The organism is Gordonia hankookensis (genome assembly GCF_014673215.1).
GTDB classification, from domain to species: domain Bacteria; phylum Actinomycetota; class Actinomycetes; order Mycobacteriales; family Mycobacteriaceae; genus Gordonia; species Gordonia hankookensis.
In genome coordinates, this window is sequence record NZ_JACWMS010000003.1 from 1 (window position 1) to 21,583 (window position 21,583).

The window sequence follows — 21,583 nt, forward strand, 5'->3', positions numbered from 1 at the left end:
CCCAAAAAGCAGGTGCCACAAAAACAATCCATCTCATATCCACAAAACATGGACACACGATGCCAAACAAATGGCATCAGACAATTCATCAACACACTATCGAGTTCTCAAAGAACACACACCCACCGGCACTACCTCTTGCAAGGCGCTCACCTGCGAGCTTGACGTTCTGTTTGGAATTGTTGTCCGTCTCCGGCGCAACTCTTCCAGCCTACCAGACCCTCTCGGCGTCCCGCAACTCTTGGTCGAAGTTCGATCAGGAGTGTCTGGCAGTCCGATATTTCGTCCGGGGCGCACGAAGCTACCCTGTTCGATTTCTCGGGGCGGTCAGAGCAGAAACCGGTTTTCCTTCCCCGGTTTCCCCTCTCGGGGCTGTCCGGGGCGGCGCCGTGTCGCTCTGACTCGAAGAAAGTTACGCAACTGCGCGGCCAGGGTCAAATCGCCTGCTCAGCCGATCCGGTTTCCGGAATATCCGCTGGTAACGGCGCTTTCGACCATGCCCAGTCCGCTGCAATCGCCGGTTTGGGACGTTCGTACCCAACTGTGATCTGCGCCATTCCGCCCGTCCTTTCGGACAGTGGATGAGCCCTGTTGGCCAGTTCCCGCTGGGGCAAGGGGTTCGTAGCGTCGTGAGGTGTGACCATCTGTGACATCAGCGCACCGATCCTCCGACGCCCGGTCGTTCGCCGCACCACCTGCGTACCTGCGGGATTCCGGGAATGTGGGGACCTCGCCTGGCGCGAACGCGGGGAGGTCGTCGAGATCGTGCATCGTCTCGATGCGGCGACCATCTGCGACTCCGCACTGCTCAGCGGTCTCATTCGGCTCGTCGACGACGGAATCATCGCAGGTCAGAGCGCTTTCGAGGAAGCCGCGAAGGGAATCATCCGCACCTGCGCTGCCACCGAGGCGCGGGCGTGGGCCTCGTTCTACGACAACTCCCTACGCGAACTGCGGGCAGGCACCTCCCCCTTCGGTCCGGTGCATCGCCGGGCGCGTTCACTCGTCGCCGGCGACAGCCTTCTCGAGGTCGGCTCCTGTTTCGGGTTTCTTGCCCTGCAGTGCGCGGAAGACGGGTACCTGGTGCAGGCCTGCGACATATCCGCCGGTGCCGTGGAACTGCTCACGGTGGCTGCCCGGCGCCGTCACACCGAGCTCGTCGCCACCGTGGGCGATGCCACCGCCTTGCCCTACGACGAGTCGTGTGTCGACACGGTCACCCTCGTCCACCTGCTCGAACACCTCGACGAATCCGCCGCAGAGGTTGCCCTGTCCGAGGCATTGCGGGTCGCCCGGCGTCGGGTGGTGGCCGCCGTCCCCTACGAGGACAGGCCGAGCGAACACTTCGGACATCTCGTTCGGCTCACCGAGGTCGACCTGCGGCGCTGGACCGCCCGGCTGGACCATGCCGGCGCACGGTACTTCGAGGATCACGGCGGCTGGTTGATCCTCACGCCACGGTGACTTCCTGCCCGACAATCACGAAAGATACTGTGGACAAGCGCTTTCCGCTCCAACCGACGACCAGTGCGCAGCCGTCAGATCAACCCGCGCTTGCTGGCGATGTACACCGCATCGGTGCGCTTGGAGACACCGAGTTTGCGGATGATGTTGCGGATGTGGAACTTCACCGTCGATTCGGAGATGTAGAGCGTCTGCCCGATGCGCTTGTTCGCCAGGCCGTCGGCCAGCAGCCGCAGCACCTCACGTTCCCTTTCGGTGAGAGCCTCGGGTACCCCGCCGTCGCCCGACACGGTCCGCAGCACGATGGCCGCACTCCGTGGGTCAAACGCACTGCCGCCACCGGAGACGGCCTGGATCGCACGGACCAGCTCGGTGGTGTCGACGTCCTTCACGACGTACCCGCGGGCGCCCGCCTTCACCGCCCGGACGACCAGGTCGTCGTCGAGAAACGTGGTCAGCACCAGGGATGACACCCCCGGGTGACGATCGGCGATCTCCTTGATCAGGCGCAGTCCCTCGTACTCGGTACCCGCCGTGAGCTTGAGATCGACCACCACGACGTCGGGCCGGCATCGGATGACCTCCGCCAGAGCCGCGTCGTAGGAGTCCGCCTCACCGACGACGGAGATCGATGCCTCGCGGGCCAGGAGCGAGCGAATCCCCTCTCGAAGCAACGCGTGGTCGTCGACCAGCATGGTCCGGACACCGGTCACCTCTGCAGAGGTCATCGCCAGTTCTCCTGTCTCCGGTCGCCCGGCCCTCGGTCGTCGCCGTCGACCGGGATCTCGACACCTATCCGGACGCCACCGAGGCGCGACCGGCGGATACGCAACGTCCCGCCGAGCTCGGCGGCGCGTGCCGACATGTTGGCCAGCCCCCGATGACGACCGGCGAGGTCCCCGAGCGTCGCCGCCCGCAACACCTTGCGCAGGTGCCCGGGATCGCCGAGTCCATCGTCGTCGACACTGAGATGCACCGTGGCCTCCCCATAGGTGAGCGTCAGCCGCGCTTGTGCCGCCTCGGCGTGCACCGCGGTGTTGAACAGCGCTTCGCCCGCGATCCGGAGGACGGCGTGCTGGATGTCGTCCGGCAGGTCACGGGCGCGCCCGACCACGCGGACCTCGGTCTCGAGGTCGGCGGGCATGTGCATCGAGCACAGACCGTCGAGTACTTCGACCAGGCTCAGCTCGCTCACCGACGGCGACTGGTTGAGCGCGTAGATCACCGAACGCAACTGTTCGACGGCGGCGCGCGTCAGACGCCCCGCGACCTCGAGTCGATCCGCACTCGCCGCATCGGACTCCATCCGGCACACCTCGATCTGCATCCCTGCCGAGAGCACCGACTGGGTCACCGAGTCGTGCAATTCCCGGGCAATGCGTTCGCGCTCCTCGGAGACGAGGCGCTGGCGCATCACCGCAGACAACTCACGTTGCGTACGTTCGAGTTCCACGTTCCGAGCAGCGAGATCGTAGGCCTGTCCGGTGGCACGCGCGAACGCCTCCTCGGCCCGGGCGAGCTGATGACGGCTCTCCTCCAGCAAGGCCGCGTTCAACAGGGCGACGGCGGCCTGACGCGCCAGAATCCGCATGACCACCAGATCCGCGGAATCGACGACCTGATGGTCGGGAGTCCACGCCGACAATCCGCCGACGACCCGCCCGTCGAGGTGGAGCGGGACATACAGGTGATGGTCGTCGACGACCGGGCGCATCAGTTGGGCCATCTGATTACGAAGGATGTCGTTGAGTCTGTTGAGCACGACGTCGGGCAGATGGCTGGGCGCACGGGCCATCTGCACGCCCTCGAAGGCGTAGATCGTGCCGTCGCGGCTCAGCATCAGGTGGCGGGGTCCTGTTCGTTCGAGTTCCCCGTCGCAGAGCGCGAACACCACCCATTGCGCGTCGAGGTGCTCCTGTACCGCCCGCACCACCGAGAGCACGAGCGTCTCGGGTCCCTCCGCGGTCTGAACCAGCGCCCGCGAAATCCGGTCCAGCGCACCGACCACCCTGGTCAGGCGTTGCTCGACGCCCCGGAACTGCGCGTAGTGCGATCCCTTGACCGAATGCAGGCCGACCAGAGAGTCCAACCGATCGAGGCCGGGCACCTCGTCATCGACGGGCCTCGCCGCGCCTGTCACCGACCGCTCGCCGCCCTTGTCCGTCCGGTCGGTGCCCGTTCCCGTGCCCGTCGTGCGGCCCATCGTCACAGCGCCTCGAGGTAGATCCGCGCCACATCCTCGGCGGTCGGTCGGCGGGGATTGGTGGTCATACACGCGTCGGCCATCGCGTTCGACGTCAGGATCTCGAGATGCTCTCGCCGCACACCGAGTGACCCGAGCGAGCCTGGCAGCCCCACCCGCAGGGCCAGCCCCGTGACCCGCTCCGCGAGTCGGTCGGCCGTGCCGCGGTCCGAACCTGACTCTCCGATCCCCACCGCGCGCGCGAGATCGACATACGGTCGCGGATCGCGATCGGCGTTGAACCGGATCACGTGCGGGAGGAGCACCGCGTTGATCGCGCCATGGGGTGCGTCGCAGAGTCCACCGACCGGATGGCTCATGGCATGCGTCGCACCGAGAATCGCGTTGGTGAACGCCATCCCGGCCTCGAGTGCCGCATACGCCATGTCCAGTCCCGCCGCACTGTCGGCCGGATCATCCACCAGGCGTTCGATGCTGTGCCACGCGGTGGCGATGGCCGACAGCGCGGCCGTATCGGTCAGCCGACTGTGTGCAAGCGACGCGAAGGCCTCGATGCAATGGGTGATCGCGTCCATTCCGGACTGGGCGACCACAGCGGGCGGCATCGTCGCCAACACGCGAGGGTCGATCACCGACACATCGGGGACCAATCCGCGACCGATGATGGTGACCTTGGTCCGACGATCGACGTCGTTGATGATGCAGAACTGGGAGACGTCGGATCCGCTGCCGGCCGTCGTCGGTGCCGCGATCAGCGGCGGAAGCGGACGCCGCGCGCGATCGATGCCCTCGTATTCCAGGATGTGACCGCCGTTGGCCGCGAGGATCGCAACCCCCTTCGCCGCGTCGATCACCGATCCGCCCCCGAGAGCGACGAGTCCCTCGCAGCCCGCGGACTCGTAGTGCTCAAGTGCAGCGGAGATCTCCGGGGCGCGCGGGTTCGGCGACACACTGGTAAATGAATACACTTGCAAGCCAGACGATCTCAGCCGATCAGCGACCTCCGGATACCAGGGCGTACCCATGACGTGCAGGTCGGAGACGATCATCAGTCTCCGGATCCCGAGACCTACCGCCGCCCGCGGCACCTCGGCCAACGACTCGTGGCCGATGATGATCTCCGGGGTGTGGAACTTCGCGATACGCACCGCTGCGCGGGTCATCGTCTCGCTCGCCTCGGTTCGCACGTCACCTCACCTGCCCCACGACCCGTTCTTCCCGCGATCCTACGCGGATGCGGGTTCCTCACGCGCCGTGTGTGTCGACGGAGACCTGCTCCAATGCGGACAGGTCGTGGACCACGTGCAGTCGATCGCACAAGGCCGCGTAGGCAGGCAGGTCGCACGATCCCAGACCCCATGAGTAGCTCGGCTCCGGCGTGATCCAGATGGTCTCTCGCGCGCGCCGGGTGATCTCCTCGAACGCGGCCACGTTCGGATCCCGCCCGTTGCTGCGACCGTCGCCGAGCACGATCACCGTCGTGCGACGGTTGACGGCGCCGCCGAACTCCTCCAGGAACGCGCCCAGAGCAGAGCCATAGTCCGAATCGGCGGCGGTGTCGAGAACGCCGCCCGCAGGTAACCCTGAGACGACCAGCGAAAGCGCCTCCTCGGGCGGATGCTCGGCGAACAGGTCGGTGATCTCGACGAGATCCGAGACGAATGCGAAGGACCGGACATGGGCGAGCATGCTCTGCAACCCGTGCACCAGTTGCAACGTGAACCGGGCCGCCGAACGCACCGACAGCGAAACATCGGTGAGGAGAAGGAGACTGGGACGATCGGTCACCTTCGCAACGGTGACCGGACGAAACGGGACACCGTCGTAGCGGAGGTTGGCCCGCATCGTGCAGGCCGCATCGACCGTGCCGCGCGCAGCAGTCTTCCGGCGGGCACGCGGTGCGCCGTGCAGGCTTCGGATGAGCCGCCGGATGGAATCCTCCAGGCTCGCCCGCTCGTTCTCGCCGATGGCGTCACGGACCGAGGCCTTGATCTCGCGACTCTCGAGTTCGTGGTCGGTCGCCATCAGTTGCTCGAGGTGATCACGCAACTTCTCGGGCAGACCGTCGAGGAGGCCGGCCAAGACACTGCGCAGCGCGGCAAGAGCCTCTGCATCGGGCTGGGGTCCGGTCCCCTCTCCGTCGGTGTCGAGCCAGTCGAGCAGCGCCATCTCCTGCGCCACGGACAGTTCGGCGTCGAGCCGCGTCGATGTTCCGGTCACCAGCTCACCCGGTCTGCCGGGGTTGTGCAACCGCGAGACAGTGAGCTGCACCCGTGCCGCCGCCTCGGAGTTCGGGACCTCGTCGGCGGAAAGCACGATCTCGTCGGTCAACGACGCCATGTCGAGCTTGTTGGCCTCCTGATGGAGGTTGTACTGCTCGGCCAGGTCTTCCGGATCGAAGTACTGTCTGATGTTCGACGGCGGTCCGTGACTATGTCCTTGCCGGGGCGTCTGACCCACCTCGTCGGAGAGCGTGTACTCCTCGAGCTCGCCCGAGTCGCTCAGGTCGTCGTGGCTGTGTGAATGCCCTTGTCCGTCATCTCCGTCCACCACCGCACGGAGTCCGAAGAACCGATCGAACACCTCGTGGAACGTCGCCTCGTCGCGGCGGTCCTTGATCAGGCACACGGCGAGCGCCGCGCGGAGCAGCTCTCGATCGCCGAGGATCTCCGCGGTGCCGACGGCACGCATCGCATCCATCGCTTCAGAGACCCCGATGCGGATTCCGTGCAGTCGCAGCAGCCGGACGAACCGGTGCACAGCCCCTTCCATGGCGCGACCTAGAAGGGACGCTTGCCGGAGCCGCCACGCGGCTTGAACGACCGGTTGCCCTGCCCCGGGCTCACCCCGCCCCGGGTGCCGGCATCGTTGTGACTGCCCGGCGCTCCGTAATAGTCACTCGCGTGTCTGCCCGGTTGATCCTTCGCCGCCCGTGTGGCCTGGCCAGAGAGACCGCTGTCGCCGTGATCGTGGTCGTGTGGTCCATGCCCGTGCCCGTGCGAATGTCCATGGGAGTGAAGATGATCGGGGACCTCGGCATTCGGATCCACGAGACGCGGCAACGCCTCGATGGCGCGGGTGAGATCTCGGTCGTATTTGACCACGACATTCGCGGTGTCGGCGAGGATCTCGGAGCTCAGTTCGTCGGCACCCAATACCGCGAGTGTCCGCGCCCAGTCGATGGCCTCCGAAATGCTGGGTGCCTTCCGCAGGTCGAGCTCTCGCAGACCACGGACGATCTCGACCAGCTTGGCCGCGAGGGTCTCGGACAGCCCGGTGTTCTTCGACTTGATGATCGCGAGTTCGCGGGCGGACTCCGGGTAGTCCAGCGAGAGATGCAGACACCGCCGTTTGAGAGCTGCCGAGAGATCTCGGGTGTTGTTCGAGGTCAACACGATCATCGGCTGGTGGGTCGCCACGAAGGTGCCGATCTCGGGCACCGAGACCTGATACTCGGCGAGCAGTTCGAGCAGCACCGCTTCCAACGCCTCGTCGGCACGATCGACCTCATCGACGAGCAGCACCACGGGCTGTTCCGAACGGACGGCCTCGAGAAGGGGCCTCGGCGCGAGGAACCGTTCGGAGAAGAACACGCTCTCCTCGGCCCCGATCCGCTCCACTGCCTCGGCAATGGTCGACGTGTCGGCGACGACCTGACCGATCTTCTCGCGCAACACCTGGGTGTAGAGCAGTTGCTTGCCATAGTCCCACTCGTAGAGGGCGGTGGTCTCGTCCTGTCCCTCGTAGCACTGCAGACGTAGCAGTTCACGACCGGTGACCTCGGCGAGGGTCTTGGCCAGTTGGGTCTTGCCCACGCCTGCGGGGCCTTCGAGGAGGATCGGTTTGCCCAGCCGGCTCTGCAGGAAGACGGTGGTGGCCAATCGCTGATCGGCAAGATATCCGGCGGCCGCGAATCGCTCGATCACGTCGGACACGTCGATGAACTCGTCGGCGGGCTCATTGCCGCCGCTGGGCTCACTCCTCAGCGAACGGGGGTCGCCGCCGGACCCGGTCGGATCCTCGGCGGGTTCGGGGGCGAGGTGCACGGACATCGGTGTCTCCGGTTCTCTGCGTTGCTCATCCATCAGCGGGTCGAGTTCATCGGTGGTCGCGTAATCCTTTGGGGTGGAGGACGGATGGCGGGCCGGGTCGGGGGCGATGGGCCCGCCATCCGTCACTCTCGTAGAGGCGAACCTCTACGAGATCAGGTCGTCGAGATCGCCGTTGAAGCAGTGATCGACGACAGGACGAACGGTCTCGAAGGTGCATTCCTTGGGGTTGCCCGGCGTGCAGGCGTCACCGAGGACGTGATTGGTGATCGCATCGATCGATTCCGGAGCTCCGGAGATCTCCTTGCGATTCTCGTAGAACGTGGTCGGGCCGGTGCCGAGGCGGTTCTTGATGTGCGAATCCTGGGTGACGTCGGTGAACTTCTCCGGGATACCCACATCACGCAGCAGGCGTATCGCGGCGTTCAACGCCTGGTCGGCGGCCTGCACTTTCGTCATCCCATGAGTGTCCACGCCCATCGCCTCGGCGAGATCGGCGAATCGGTCGTAGAGGACCGGCATGTTGAACGCCCAGACGCGTGGAAGTGCGACCGCGTTGTTGAGGCCGTGGTGGGTGTCGTAGAACGCCGACACCGCGTGGCTGATCGAGTGGATGATGCCCAGTCCGCCTGAGTTGAATGCCTGCGCCGCAATGTATTGCGCGTACATCATCCCTTCGCGACCGGCCAGTTCCGTTGGGTTCCACGTCGCCTCGCGCAGGTGTCGCGCGGTGAGACGAACGGCGTGCAGGGCGTTGCCCATCGACGGCGGGAAGTTCAGCCGCGACACGTACGGCTCGGACGCGTGGGCCAGCACATCGAACCCGCACTGCGCGGTGAAGGCGACCGGGCAGTCGTAGTAGAGCACCGGGTCGTCGATCGCGAGCGTGGTGACGGACGCATCGTCGAAAGCGACGTACTTATGTGGCTTGTCGGGATCCGTTGTGGTGTCGGTGATGACGTATGCCCATGACGTCTCCGAGCCGGTACCCGCGGTGGTCGACACTGCGATATGCGGCGGATTCTTCGGATTCTCACTCTTGTTGAATCCCTCGAACTCGTTGATGCTGCGACCGTCGTGGGCAACCGAGATGCGTGCCCCCTTGCAGGCATCGTGGGCGGATCCGCCACCGATGGAGATGAACGAGTCGCATTGCTCGGTGTTGTACAACGACACCGCATCCATCACGTTGTAGTCCTTGGGATTCGACTCGACCTGATCGAAGAGGACCACCTCGAGGCCGTGGTACTTGCAGGATTCGACGATCTTGTGGACCGTGTCGCTGCCCCGCAGACCGGTGGTCATCACCAGCGTGCGCTTGAAGCCGAGCTTGAGCGCCTCCGGACCGATCATCTCGTGCGCACCGGGCCCCATCATGGCGCGTGGGAATGGATGGAATTCCTTGATGGGAAACGGTTTCAGTAGTTCGTCGACCTGCATGATGACCTGACCTCCTGCGCACGATGCGCATCCTCAACGTCGGTAGTGGAGCAACGGCGACGTTACGCAGGTCACAATGCGGGTGGACAGGTCTCGACGGCCGAACCGTCCGTTACGACCGCACCGTCACCCGGTTGGCAGGGCGGGGCCTGTCCGATCGGACAGGTGATCCATCAGGCCGACGTCGAAACCCCACGGCAATTCGAGTCGATGCCGCGCCAGGGTGTCGGCATCGGCGAGGATGTCACGGGTCGGGCCGTCGGCGACCACCAGCCCGTCGTCGATGATCACCGCCCGATCGCACAGTTGCGCCGCATAAGGCAGGTCGTGGGTGACCACCAGCATCGTGGTGTCGAGCCCGAGCAGGGTGTCGGCGAGCTCGCGGCGGGCGACGGGATCGAGATTCGCCGATGGCTCGTCGAGCACCAGAATGTCTGGGCGGCAAGCGAGTACGGTGGCCAGCGCTCCACGCCGCCGCTGTCCGCCGGACAGTCGGTGCGGACTGCGACCGGCGTGCTCGGTCATCCCGACCGCGGCGAGCGCCTCCGTCACGCGTACGCCGAGATCGGGGGCTGTGACGCCGAAGTTCGCGGGCCCGAACGCCACGTCTTCGGCCAGTGTCGGCATGAACAGTTGATCGTCGGGGTCCTGGAAGACCAGTCCCACCTGTCGTCTGACCTCACGCATCGTCTTCTTGAGGACCGGGACGCCGTTGATCCGGACCTCTCCCCCGGTCGGCAGCAGCACGCCGTTCAGATGCAACATCAGAGTTGTCTTGCCGGCGCCGTTGGGTCCGAGCAGCGCCACCCGCTCGCCGCGACGGACGATCAGATCCACTCCCCCGAGGGCTGGATGTCCGTCCGGATATGTGTACCGGACGCCGCGGGCCTCGATCGCGAGGCACTCGTCTGATCGGCTCTGGCCTGTCATCGCGTTCGCCACCTCGTCCTTCTCCGGCGCTCCGGCCTCGCTGTCGTGATCATCGATCACCTTGTCACCCAAGCGATCACGGAGATCAGGATCGCCGCGATCGCCGGCAACACCACGACCACCCACTGAACGCGGCTCGCCCGCGGCGCCGTCGCGACTCCCGGCGTCTCCGGTACCGAACCGGTGAACCCCCGCGACATCATCGCGAGATGGACTCGCTCCCCGCGTTCGTATGACCTCAGGAACAGGGATCCGACGCCCTTGGCGATCGCCCCTGCCTGGTGCAACATCCGCGGTGAATCGCCCCTGGCGAGCCGGGCGATGTGCATACGACGGATCTCGGCCGAGAGCAGATCGGTGTAGCGCAGCATCATCACGATCACCGGCGTCAGCGTGGCCGGCATACCCAGCCGCGTCAGCGCCAACGGCAGCTCTCTCGCCTGCGTGGTCGCGGCGAAGGTCAGCGATGCGGCGACTCCGAGCGACCCCTTGACGACGATCCCCCACGCCGCGAACAGGCCCGAGACCGATAGCGACAGCCCGGCCACGTCGACCCGTTCACCTCCTTCGGCGAACGGCAACAGTACCGCCAGGATGACGAACGGCGCCTCGATCACCATGCGCGGCACGATCCATCCGAGCGGCACGCGCGCAACCCGCCAGACGAGGACCAGGACCGCGGTGAACGCCAGGTACGGCCAGAACATCTCACGGGGAGTGGCCACGACGGCGAAGACAAAGGCGATCAGACAGACCAGTTTGACCTCGGTGGGTGCCCGATGGACCGGCGAGTCGCCCTCTCGATAGAGCGGATGGGCATGACCGGCGCCCATCGCGATCAGCGCCCGGCGCCGTCGGCGCCCACGTGGTCGGCGCGAACCCGTCGCCGGACGGCGAGCAGCCAGAACAGCCCCGTCGCGACCGCGAGCGTGACCGCCACACCGATGACACCGGCGACGCCATTGGTGCCACCGATCCCGTGCAGCGAGTAGTCGGCCAGCGGCGACGAGGCCATCGCATGATCTGTCGCGTGCTGCGCCATGCAGTCGCCGGTGAGTTGCTCGCTGCCGCCGACCATCACCGTCTCGCAGCCGCGCAGGGTCGCCGAATCCAGTCCGTCGGGTGATGAACTCGCCGCATACGACACGACTCCGGCGATGATCAGTGCCGCACAGGCGAACACCGAGAGGAAGGTCCGTCGGCTCACGCGCCGTCGATTGTCGTCGGTGGCGCTCATACCGCCGCTCCGACCGGCTCGGACCTGCTGGGGGTGCGCGTTCGGAGCAGATAGACGAGATCGGGCCGCGCGCGGACCACCGCCATCACCGTGACGGCGGTGATGATGCCCTCGCCGACACCGATGAGGGCGTGGGTGCCCCACATGTACACCGCAACAGTGCCCAGCGACTCTGTCGCGGCACCGCCCAGTGCGTACTCGACGACGAAACCCGTTGCGGCGGCAACAGTCCCACAGAACGCCGCCACGAATGCGACCATGCCGAGTCGGCCTGGTGACGGTACGCGCCGTCCGATCAGGCGATGACCTGCCACCGCGACCAGATAGCCCACGAAGGTCGAGATCAACGCCATGTTCGTGATGTTGGCACCCAGCGCGGTGACCCCGCCATCGGCGAAGAGCAACGCCTGCACCACCAGGACGATCGCGATACACAATGCGCCGGTGAAGGGGCCGACCAGGATCGCGGCGAGGGCTCCGCCGAGGAGGTGCCCGCTGACTCCGGGCAGTATCGGGAAGTTGATCATCTGCACCGCGAAGATGAATGCCGCGACGAGTCCGGCCATCGGGACGGTCTTCTCGTCGAGATCGGTCCGGGCGCGCCACACGCAGAACGCGAGGCCTGCGAAGGCGATGATTCCGAAGAGGGCCGAGACCGGCGCGTCGATGATGCCGTCACTCATGTGCATGGCGACGGTCGACGTGACCGGCGTAGGCGTCAGCGTGGACATGCACGAACCGTAGAACCGCCACGGTCATCTGTCCACTCATTCAGATGTTTAAGTGAACAGACTGTCCGTTGGGTCAGGTGTCGACCACACCTTCACGTGTGGCCGTGCCCTGCACCCATCCAATGAAGCAGTTCGTGGACGGTGTCGTCGTCGAGTCGGTAACTGACCGACCGGCCGACGCGGGTCGAACTCACCCAGCCCTGGTGGCGCAGTACCCGAAGCGCCTGGGAGACCGCGGTTTCGGTGCGGCCCACGGCAGTCGCGAGATCGCCGACGATGATCCCCGGACGGCGGTGCAGAACGATCAGGATCTCGAGGCGGTGCGGATCGGAGAGCAGATCGAAGCGCGTGGACCACTCCGCGATGTCGACATCGCCACGTTCACCGTGCCCACCGCCGGTCACCGGGCTCTCCGCGCCCTCGGCCACCACGTCTCACTCACCGACCCGCTCGATCTTGCCGCCGAGACTGCGAAGATTCTCGACGAACCGGGGGTAACCGCGATCGATGTGCTCGACGTCGTGAACCTCGGTCACCCCGTCGGCGACCAGCCCGGCCAGCACGAGGCCTGCGCCCGCGCGGATGTCCGAACACCAGACCGGCGCACTCGACAGTCGTTCGATTCCACGCAGTACCGCGTGATGACCATCGGTCCGTGCGTCGGCGCCCAGCCGTACCATCTCCTCCACGAAACGGAATCGCGCCTCGAAGACGTTCTCGGTGATCACCGACATTCCCTCGGCTATCGCGGCCATGCCGATCGCCATCGGTTGCAGGTCGGTGGGAAAGCCGGGAAACGGCAAGGTGGACACGTTGACGGCGATCGGACGACGGTCCTGGCGAACCCGGAAGCCGTCGGCAAACCGGTCGACGTGCGCGCCGGTGTCCCCCAGCTTGTTCAGGACAAGCTGCAGGTGCTCGGGCGAGACGCCACGCACGGTCACGTCACCGCGGGTCATCGCGGCCGCGATCCCCCACGTCGCGCCGACGATCCGATCCCCGACCACGCGGTGAGTGGTCGGATGCATCCGGTCGACGCCGGTCACCGTCAAGGTCGAGGTTCCCGCACCCTCGATGAGCGCGCCCATCTGCTGGAGCATCACGCAGAGGTCGACTATCTCGGGTTCCCGGGCGGCGTTGTCGATGGTGGTCACGCCGTCGGCGAGAACCGCGGCCATCAGGATGTTCTCGGTCGCACCGACCGACGGGAACTCGAGAGCCACCGGCGCACCGACGAGAGCGTCGGCCTCGGCCACGACACATCCGTGCTCGATCGAACTGTGCGCACCCAGTGCGCGCAGACCGGCCTGATGCATGTCGAGCGGGCGAGACCCGATGGCGTCACCGCCCGGAAGGGCCACGACGGCACGACGGCAGCGGGCCATCAGGGGGCCGAGCACACACACCGATGCACGGAACTGTTTCACCGCATCGAAGTCCGCGTGATATTTGGGTTCGGCGGGTGCGTCGATCCGCACCGTGTCGCCGTCGATGGTCACCACGGCGCCGAGGCCCCGCAGGACATCGGCCATCAAAGGGACGTCGGCGATCTCAGGTGAGTTCGTCAACGTCGTGGTGCCCTCTGCGAGCAGGGCTGCCGCCATCAACTTCAGCACACTGTTCTTGGCACCGCCCACCCAGACCTCGCCGGACAGTCGGCCTCCCCCGGAGACCAGAAAACGATCACTCACGCTGCCACCTTAGCTGTCACGCGCGGCGTCTCCGTCCGACCGGGGAGCGCCGCCACGCGCGGGCGGCCGCCTCCGCTCGCCACCGGGCGACCATTTCACGTCCCCCTCGCCGTGCGGTGCGCGATTGGCGACGCGCGAGAGGATGAACAACAGGTCCGACAGCCGGTTCAGATACTTCGCCGGCAGCACACTGGTGGTGTCCGGGTCCGCCTCCACAGCTGCCCAGGCCGACCGTTCGGCACGCCTGGTCACCGTGCGTGCGTGATGGAGCAGCGCACTCAGTCGGGTGCCTCCCGGCAGGATGAACGAATCGAGTGTCGGCAGTCCGTCGGCGTACTGGTCACACCACGACTCCAGCGCGTCGATGTAGTCCTGCTCGATGCGCAGTGGTGGATAGTCGGGTTCCGCCACCACCGGGGTGGACAGATCCGCACCGGCGTCGAAGAGATCGTTCTGGACGGTGCGCAGCACCTCGACGATGTCGGCCGGCACGTCATCACCGAGGGCCAACGCCATCCCGATGACCGCGTTGGCCTCGTCACAGTCGGCGTAGGCCGCCACCCGGACATCGTTCTTGGACACCCGGGAGAAGTCGCTGAGTCCGGTGGTGCCGTCGTCGCCGGTGCGTGTGTAGATCCGCGTGAGATGTACCGCCATGACCTGAATCTACTGCCCGGTACCGGGCCTGCGGTCGTCGGCCTGATCCCGATCAGGCACTACGGCGACGTTGCGAGCGATTCGACTGTCGTGACTCCAGCCACGACTGGAACGCGGTGTCGGCACCGGGCGCCATGGCGAGTTCGTAGGCTCGGCCTGCATCGTCGGCCCCGGGTTCGAGTTCCAGGATCACCATGCCGTGCAGGATCTCGGACTCGGTGCCCTCGGGTCGCCGTCTGCGGGTGATCTCAATCGACTGTCGGCCCAGCGTGCGGGTCGGTCCCGGGCGCAACGAACTGAGTCGGAAATAGCGGAGATTCTCGTCGCTGTAATGGACGGTGCCATGGCGCCAGCCCTCATCGACGTCTGCGGGCAGCTCTCTGAGCAGCACCGGGGTTCCGGTCCTGCGCAACTGCCCCAGCCGATACGCGAGGAGGCCGCACACCACCACGGCGACCGCCAACAGGACGCCCAGTACCAACGCGATCCACGACACCAGGCGCACACCTCCCGCCAACGGTCGCGCGGGGGCTGATCACGGTGCGCCGGATTCACGCACCGAGATGAGTCGAGAGACTCCGGTGCACGACCGTTCTGCGTCCAGCATGCCAGACCGGGTTCGATGCCTCGTCACGGCAGTTCCCCTGGGTCGGCAACGCCGGCCGCGACCGGTGACCCGCCCGGACGGGCTCGGACACGACGACGGCCGGCCATCGCGCACAACGCGATGACCGGCCGTCGATCTGCGAACTTACTTGGCCGCCTGCTCCGCCGCCGCGAGGCGGGAGTGCGCGCGGTTGTACTCGTCGGTACCCGGCTCGGCGGACTCGAGTGCCGAGCGTTCGGCTGCCGCGTCGATGTCGTCGGCCCACTGAGCCGACTCGGCGAGTACGGTCACCGATTCACCGGTCACCGAGAGAAACCCGCCCTGCACGGCCGCCGACAGACGCTTGCCACTCTCCTCGGCGATCACCACGAAACCACCCGGGACGAGCTGCCCCAGCAGGGGTTCGTGATTCGCCAGCACACCGAGCTCGCCGGAGGTCGTCTGGGCGATGACGAAGGTGGCCTCGCCCGAGTACAGCTTCTCGTCGGCCGCGACGACCTCGACGTGGAAGGACTTGTCAGCCATGGCGACCCGCTACTTTCCGGCGATCTTGGCGGCGGCGGCCTCCACGTCGTCGAGTCCACCGCAACTGTTGAACGCCTGCTCGGGCAGGTGATCGAACTCACCCTTCGCGACACGGTCGAACGCCTCGATGGTGTCGGCGAGCGGGACGACCGAACCCTTCTGACCGGTGAACTTCTCGGCGACGAGGAAGTTCTGACCGAGGAACTTCTGGATACGACGCGCGCGCTGGACGGTCACCTTGTCCTCTTCGGACAGCTCGTCCATACCGAGGATGGCGATGATGTCCTGGAGTTCCTTGTACTTCTGCAGGATTCGCTTGACCTCGTTGGCGACACGGAAGTGCTCGTCACCGACGATCGAGGCCTCCAGGATGCGCGAGGTCGACGTCAGCGGGTCCACAGCCGGGTAGATGCCCAGCTGCGAGATCGGACGAGAGAGCTCGGTGGTCGCATCGAGGTGAGCGAACGTGGTCGCAGGCGCCGGGTCGGTGTAGTCGTCGGCAGGCACGTAGATCGCCTGCAGCGAGGTGATCGAGCGCCCCTTGGTCGAGGTGATGCGCTCCTGGAGCTCGCCCATCTCATCGGCCAGGGTCGGCTGGTAACCCACCGCCGACGGCATACGGCCGAGCAGCGTCGAGACCTCCGAGCCTGCCTGGGTGAACCGGAAGATGTTGTCGATGAACAGCAGCACGTCCTGGTGCTTCACATCGCGGAAGTACTCCGCCATGGTCAGCGCCGACAGCGCCACGCGCATACGCGTGCCCGGCGGCTCATCCATCTGACCGAACACCAAGGCGGTGTCCTGGAGAACACCCATCTCCTCCATCTCGAGGTGGAGGTCGGTGCCCTCACGAGTGCGCTCGCCGACGCCGGCGAACACCGACGTGCCGGAGAACTCGCGAGCGATACGGGTGATCATCTCCTGGATCAGAACGGTCTTGCCGACGCCGGCGCCACCGAACAGACCGATCTTGCCGCCCTTGACATACGGGGTCAGCAGGTCGATGACCTTGATGCCGGTCTCGAGGATCTCGGTCTTGCCCTCGAGCTCGTCGAAGGCAGGCGGCTTGCGGTGGATGCTCCACTGCTCGCCGTCACGGCCGAGTCCCGGCGTGTCGAGGCAGTCACCGAGGGCATTGAAGACGTGACCCTTCACGTCGTCGCCGACCGGCACCACGATGGACTTGCCGGTGTCCGACACCGTTGCACCACGCACCAGGCCGTCTGTCGGCTGCATGGAGATCGTGCGCACCAGGTTGTCGCCGAGATGCTGCGCGACCTCGAGGGTCAGGGTCTTGGCCACAGCTTCGAGGGAAATCTCGGCGTGCAGCGCGTTGAACAATTCTGGGATCGAGCCCCGGGGGAACTCGACGTCGACGACGGGGCCGATGATGCGGACGACCCGGCCTTCGGCCGAACCCGTCGAGGCATCCGAGGGTGTGGATACTGCTGCAGTCATTGTTGTTGGGTCACTTCCTCTTTGGGTCTATGGGTCGCCAGGGTTCGATCAGGTGGCCAGGGCGCTGGAGCCGCCGACGATCTCGCTGATCTCCTGCGTGATCTGCGCCTGCCGGAGCTGGTTGGCCTCGCGGGAGAGCGAGGTCGCCAGTTCGTCGGCGTTGTCGGTGGCCGCCTTCATCGCGGTCCGGCGTGCTGCCGACTCCGATGCGGCGGAATCCAGCAGCGCCGCGTACACGCGGGTGGCGACATACTTTGGCAGCAAGGCCTCGAGCAACGCCTCGGGCGCCGGTTCGAACGAGTAATTGCGCGACGACTTGTGGATCTCGGCTTCCATCTCGTCATCCTCTTCGGACACGACGAGCGGTGCCACACGGCGCACCTCGGGCGTCTGGGTCAGCATGGAGACGAACCTCGTGTACACGAGATGCAGCTCATCGATGCCCTCCAGCGTCCCCTCACCGTCGGGACGCTCGACCTGTTCTCCGGAACCGGCCTCGAACAATTGGACCAAGAAGTTGGTCGCGGTGCTCGCATCGCTGTAGTCCGGGGCCTGCGAGAACCCTGTCCACGAATCGGTCACCTCGGTACCACGGAAGGTGAAGTAGCCGACCCCCTTCTGCCCCATGACGAACAGCACGGGCTCCTTGCCCTCGTCACGCACCAGTGCGATGAGCTCGCGGGTCGCCCGCAGGACGTTGGAGTTGTAGCCGCCGCACATTCCGCGGTCACTCGTGACCACCAGAATCCCGGCGCGCCGGGGGTTCTCACGCTCGACCAGCAGGGGGTGATCCAGCGAGCCGGCATTGCTCGCCAGCTCCGACAACACCTCGGTCATCTCATGCGCGTACGGCTTGGCCGCCGCGACACGAGCCTGCGCCTTGGTGATGCGCGAGGTCGCGATCAGCTCCTGCGCCTTCGTGATCTTCCTGGTCGAGTTGACCGACCGGATGCGTGAGCGCAGCTCACGAATGCTGGCCACGAGCCCTCACCCCTTCCTTGGCACGACTGTCGGACGACCCGATCACGACTTGCGAACCGTGATCTGCTCGTGCTCGACGTCCTCGGAGTCCATGGCCTTGGCCTCGGCCTCGTTCACGACGCGCTTGCCGTCGTGCGTCAGGTAGCTGTTCTTGAACTTGTTGGTCTCGTCCACCAGAGCCTCGGCCTGGTCGTCGGACAGCACCTTGCCACCGGCGATCGAGTCGTAGACGCCCTTCGCCTCGTGGTGCAGATGGCTCAGCAGCTGGGTCTCGAAGTTACGGACGTCGTCGACCGGCACGGAGTCGTAGTGGCCCTCACCGCACAGGTAGATCGAGACGATCTCGTCCTCCACGGAGAACGGGCTGTACTGACCCTGCTTGAGCATCTCCACCCAGCGCGCACCCCGCTCGAGCTGCGCCTTGGACGCCTCGTCGAGATCGGAGGCGAAGGCGGAGAACGCCTCGAGCTCACGGAACTGGGCGAGTTCCAGACGCAGCGAACCGGAAACCTTCTTCAGGCCCTTGGTCTGTGCGGCACCACCGACACGCGACACCGAGGTACCGACGTTGATCGCCGGCCGGACGCCCTTGTTGAAGAGGTCCGATTCCAGGAAGACCTGGCCGTCGGTGATCGAGATGACGTTGGTCGGGATGAACGCCGAGACGTCGTTGGCCTTGGTCTCGATGATCGGCAGGCCGGTCATCGAGCCGCCGCCCAGTTCGTCGGACAGCTTGGCACAACGCTCCAGCAGACGGGAGTGCAAGTAGAAGACGTCACCGGGGTAGGCCTCGCGGCCCGGCGGGCGGCGCAGCAGCAGCGAGATCGCGCGGTAGGCCTCGGCCTGCTTGGTCAGGTCGTCGAAGACGATGAGCACGTGCTTGCCCTCGTACATCCAGTGCTGACCGATGGCCGAGCCGGTGTACGGCGCCAGCCACTTGAAGCCGGCCGAGTCGGACGCGGGTGCCGCGACGATGGTGGTGTACTCCATCGCGCCGGCCTCTTCGAGAGCGGTCTTGACACCGGCGATGGTCGAGCCCTTCTGCCCGATCGCGACGTAGATGCAGCGGACCTGCTTGTTCTCGTCGCCCGATTCCCAGTTGGCCTTCTGGTTCAGGATGGCGTCGATGCATACCGCGGTCTTGCCGGTCTTGCGGTCACCGATGACCAGCTGACGCTGGCCGCGGCCGATGGCTGTCATGGCGTCGATGGCCTTGATACCGGTCGCGAGCGACTCCTCGACGGGCTGACGCTCGAGCACCGAGGCCGCCTGCAGCTCGAGCACGCGCTCGGCCTCGGACTCGATGTCGCCCAGGCCGTCGATCGGCTTGCCCAGCGGGTCGACGACGCGACCGAGGAACTTGTCACCGACCGGAACCGAGAGCACCTCACCGGTGCGGCTGACCTGCTGGCCCTCTTCGAGTGACTCGTAGTCACCGAGGATGACGCAACCGATCTCGTCCTCGTCGAGGTTCAGGGCCACGCCGAGCACGCCGCCATCGAACTGCAGCAGTTCGTTGGCCATCGCGCCGGGCAGACCGCTGACGTGCGCGATACCGTCCGATGTGTCGGTGACGATGCCCACCTCGTCACGGGAGGCATCGGCTTCGAACGACGAGACATACTGCTCGATCGCTCCCTTAATCTCGTCTGGTGAGATCGTCAACTCCGCCATGGGTACTCGTCTTTCTTACTCAGTCCGGCTGGTGGTTTGGGTTGTTCGCTGGATGTGTTGGTCTGGTCAGATCAGCGCGGCAGACTCTCGGCCGCCTTCGCCAAACGGGTGGCGACATCGGCCTCGATCACCTCGTCGCCCACACCGATGCGCAGGCCTCCGAGCAACTCGGCGTCGATCTCGGTCTGAACCGAGATCGTCCGGCCGTAGATGCTGCCGAGCACCGACGAGAGTCTCGACTTCTGTGCGTCGGAGAGTTCGGCTGCCGACACCACATGCGCCACCGACTCGCCCCGGCGTGCGGCCGCGAGCTCGGCGAGATGGTCGACGGCGACGTCGGCCGGCTGCCCGTGCAGCAACGCGATGGTGTGGGACAGCAGATACCAGGTGTGCGACCCGACCTTCTCGCCCACCAACGATCGCAGCAGATCCACGCGCTTGTCGGCGGCGTGCGTGTGATCGGACAGCAGCGATGCCAGCCGCGGGTTCTGCTCCAGCAGCCGGGCCACGCCGAAGAGTTCGTTCTCGACCTGCTCGATCGACCCGTCACGCTCGGCGGCGGTGAGTACCACCAGCGCGTTCTGGCGCCGCAGCGCCGCGGTGAAGTCCGACGTCGACGACCAGCGCTGCCGGACCGCGGCCGACACGATCTCGACGACGATCGGTGAGACCTTGCCACCGAACAGTGCCTGTGCCAGCTGCACCTGTCCGTCGGTGTTGTCCTCGTCTTCGGTCAACCGCTTGCGCAGCACCGGATTACCGTCGATCAGGCCGATCACGTCGGTCAGTTCCACCGACGCCTTGACCAAGGTCTCGCTGTCGAGGGACTCGGATGCGGAATCGAACTCCTTGGCCACCGAACGCGCCGCCTCGCGACTGCTCGCCCGCATGGAGTGGAGTCCGATCAGTTCCGAGCTGTGTGCGACGAGATCCCCGGGTCCACCCGCCGACATCGATTCGAGTTCGTCGATGACCCGATCAACGCTCTCGGACTGCGCGTTCGGATCTGACAGGTGCGAACGCACGAGCTGTCCGGCGCCGTCAACCGCGGTGAGCCCGAGGTCGGTGCGCAGGTCACGGACGAGGCTTGCACGGTTCAGAGCCACCTGGGACTTGCCGTGCTCGGTGATCCGCTTGACCTCGGAATCGGCTTGCGCCTTGAGGTCGCCCGAGATCGCCTCGGCATCCCGGACTGCGCCCTTGTGCAGTTCCTCGGCCTCGGCCTTCGCCTCCGCGACGGCGCGGTCGTGCGCAGCCTTAGCGTCGGCGACGCGAGCCTTAGCGGCCTCACTCTCGGACACGTGTTGCGCGATCGTGTCCTTCTGGGCGTTGACCGCCTTGGACAGCACCGGCCGCAGGTACTTCCAGAACAGGAAGATGATGATCGCGAAACCGATGAGGTTACCGATGACGATATCCACTTAGTTCACCTTCTCCGTCGACTTGGCCGACACGTCGACGCCGAGTACACGACTCGCCAACGTCGACGACAGTGCATCGACATCGTCACGGGCGGTCGAAGCCGCCTGATCCCCCTCGGCCTTCAGTTGTCTCGTGGTGTCGGCGAGAACGGCGTCCGCTTCCTCGGTGGCCCGCCGCTTCGCCTCTGCCAACTGCTCGTTGCCCTTGGCACGAGCCTCGTCCCGAATACCGGTGGCGTCCCCCCGGGCGTCCTTGAGCGCTGCCCGGTACTCGGTGTCCGCATCCTCGTAGCTCGCCGCGGCGGCCCGGTTGTCCTCCGCAGTCTTGGCGATCATGGCGTCGCGATCGTCGAGCACCTTGAGGATCGGTGGCACGACCATCGTCCTGATGACCAGGAACACGATCACGAAGATCAGCAGGCACACGAAGAACGTGCCGTTGGGGAGCAGGAAGTTCTCTGCGGCGAGATTCATGGTTGGGTTGTTCCCTTAAATCCTAGGGCGACCCGGTCGAT

At 65.9% G+C, this 21,583-nt stretch carries 21 protein-coding genes; 1 reads left to right on the forward strand and 20 read right to left on the reverse strand.

The window, feature by feature from the left end; all coding sequences use genetic code 11:
- Positions 1–636: 636 nt before the first annotated feature.
- The gene (gene mftM / locus IDF66_RS14515; protein WP_317628713.1) at positions 637–1,464 is read left to right on the forward strand and encodes a mycofactocin oligosaccharide methyltransferase MftM; all 828 of its coding nucleotides are present in this window, start codon (positions 637–639) and stop codon (positions 1,462–1,464) included.
- Positions 1,465–1,538: 74 nt separating this feature from the next.
- Here mftM and IDF66_RS14520 read toward each other — a convergent pair whose 3' ends face one another.
- From IDF66_RS14520 to IDF66_RS14615, 20 genes are all read right to left on the reverse strand, one after another.
- On the reverse strand, positions 1,539–2,192 hold the full coding sequence (locus tag IDF66_RS14520) for a MadR family response regulator transcription factor (protein ID WP_164308559.1): 654 nt from the start codon (positions 2,190–2,192) through the stop codon (positions 1,539–1,541).
- Positions 2,189–3,667: a MadS family sensor histidine kinase gene (locus tag IDF66_RS14525; protein WP_223309695.1), complete on the reverse strand. Its 1,479-nt coding sequence runs from the start codon at positions 3,665–3,667 to the stop codon at positions 2,189–2,191. Before IDF66_RS14525 ends, IDF66_RS14520 begins: the two co-directional genes overlap by 4 nt.
- A 2-nt stretch (positions 3,668–3,669) precedes the next feature.
- The gene (locus tag IDF66_RS14530) at positions 3,670–4,830 is read right to left on the reverse strand and encodes an iron-containing alcohol dehydrogenase (RefSeq protein WP_190268015.1); all 1,161 of its coding nucleotides are present in this window, start codon (positions 4,828–4,830) and stop codon (positions 3,670–3,672) included.
- An 82-nt stretch (positions 4,831–4,912) separates the two neighbouring features.
- Positions 4,913–6,439, reverse strand: a complete 1,527-nt coding sequence (locus IDF66_RS14535; protein ID WP_190267514.1) for a VWA domain-containing protein — start codon at positions 6,437–6,439, stop codon at positions 4,913–4,915.
- 8 nt (positions 6,440–6,447) lie between these two features.
- Complete coding sequence (locus tag IDF66_RS14540) at positions 6,448–7,719, reverse strand: AAA family ATPase (RefSeq protein ID WP_190268016.1); 1,272 nt, start codon at positions 7,717–7,719, stop codon at positions 6,448–6,450.
- A 144-nt stretch (positions 7,720–7,863) separates the two neighbouring features.
- Positions 7,864–9,156: an NDMA-dependent methanol dehydrogenase gene (mdo, locus tag IDF66_RS14545; protein WP_190267515.1), complete on the reverse strand. Its 1,293-nt coding sequence runs from the start codon at positions 9,154–9,156 to the stop codon at positions 7,864–7,866.
- 126 nt (positions 9,157–9,282) lie between these two features.
- Positions 9,283–10,086, reverse strand: a complete 804-nt coding sequence (locus tag IDF66_RS14550) for an energy-coupling factor ABC transporter ATP-binding protein (protein ID WP_190268017.1) — start codon at positions 10,084–10,086, stop codon at positions 9,283–9,285.
- Positions 10,087–10,142: 56 nt separating this feature from the next.
- Positions 10,143–10,919, reverse strand: a complete 777-nt coding sequence (gene cbiQ / locus IDF66_RS14555; RefSeq protein WP_190267516.1) for a cobalt ECF transporter T component CbiQ — start codon at positions 10,917–10,919, stop codon at positions 10,143–10,145.
- 5 nt (positions 10,920–10,924) lie between these two features.
- On the reverse strand, positions 10,925–11,323 hold the full coding sequence (locus IDF66_RS14560; RefSeq protein WP_190267517.1) for a PDGLE domain-containing protein: 399 nt from the start codon (positions 11,321–11,323) through the stop codon (positions 10,925–10,927).
- Positions 11,320–12,054 (reverse strand): energy-coupling factor ABC transporter permease, encoded by a 735-nt coding sequence (locus tag IDF66_RS14565; RefSeq protein WP_190267518.1) that lies wholly within the window; start codon positions 12,052–12,054, stop codon positions 11,320–11,322. The genes IDF66_RS14560 and IDF66_RS14565 overlap by 4 nt, the downstream gene beginning before the upstream one ends.
- 92 nt (positions 12,055–12,146) lie before the next feature.
- The gene (locus IDF66_RS14570) at positions 12,147–12,482 is read right to left on the reverse strand and encodes an ArsR/SmtB family transcription factor (protein ID WP_317628752.1); all 336 of its coding nucleotides are present in this window, start codon (positions 12,480–12,482) and stop codon (positions 12,147–12,149) included.
- Between the two features lie 6 nt (positions 12,483–12,488).
- A complete protein-coding gene (murA, locus tag IDF66_RS14575) occupies positions 12,489–13,745 on the reverse strand; it encodes a UDP-N-acetylglucosamine 1-carboxyvinyltransferase (protein WP_164308553.1) in 1,257 nt (418 codons plus the stop codon).
- Between the two features lie 9 nt (positions 13,746–13,754).
- Positions 13,755–14,402, reverse strand: coding sequence for a cob(I)yrinic acid a,c-diamide adenosyltransferase (locus IDF66_RS14580; RefSeq protein WP_190267519.1), 648 nt, complete (start codon positions 14,400–14,402; stop codon positions 13,755–13,757).
- 52 nt (positions 14,403–14,454) lie between these two features.
- A complete protein-coding gene (locus tag IDF66_RS14585; protein WP_161059520.1) occupies positions 14,455–14,898 on the reverse strand; it encodes a DUF2550 domain-containing protein in 444 nt (147 codons plus the stop codon).
- Between the two features lie 255 nt (positions 14,899–15,153).
- The gene (locus tag IDF66_RS14590) at positions 15,154–15,534 is read right to left on the reverse strand and encodes a F0F1 ATP synthase subunit epsilon (protein ID WP_190267520.1); all 381 of its coding nucleotides are present in this window, start codon (positions 15,532–15,534) and stop codon (positions 15,154–15,156) included.
- A 9-nt stretch (positions 15,535–15,543) separates the two neighbouring features.
- Positions 15,544–16,992 (reverse strand): F0F1 ATP synthase subunit beta, encoded by a 1,449-nt coding sequence (gene atpD, locus IDF66_RS14595; protein ID WP_161059522.1) that lies wholly within the window; start codon positions 16,990–16,992, stop codon positions 15,544–15,546.
- Positions 16,993–17,040: 48 nt separating this feature from the next.
- Positions 17,041–17,973, reverse strand: a complete 933-nt coding sequence (locus tag IDF66_RS14600) for a F0F1 ATP synthase subunit gamma (RefSeq protein WP_164308550.1) — start codon at positions 17,971–17,973, stop codon at positions 17,041–17,043.
- A gap of 42 nt (positions 17,974–18,015) precedes the next feature.
- Positions 18,016–19,647 (reverse strand): F0F1 ATP synthase subunit alpha, encoded by a 1,632-nt coding sequence (gene atpA / locus IDF66_RS14605; protein WP_164308549.1) that lies wholly within the window; start codon positions 19,645–19,647, stop codon positions 18,016–18,018.
- A gap of 71 nt (positions 19,648–19,718) precedes the next feature.
- Positions 19,719–21,068, reverse strand: a complete 1,350-nt coding sequence (locus IDF66_RS14610; protein ID WP_190267521.1) for a F0F1 ATP synthase subunit B/delta — start codon at positions 21,066–21,068, stop codon at positions 19,719–19,721.
- Complete coding sequence (locus tag IDF66_RS14615) at positions 21,069–21,542, reverse strand: F0F1 ATP synthase subunit B (protein WP_164308547.1); 474 nt, start codon at positions 21,540–21,542, stop codon at positions 21,069–21,071.
- Positions 21,543–21,583: the final 41 nt, after the last annotated feature.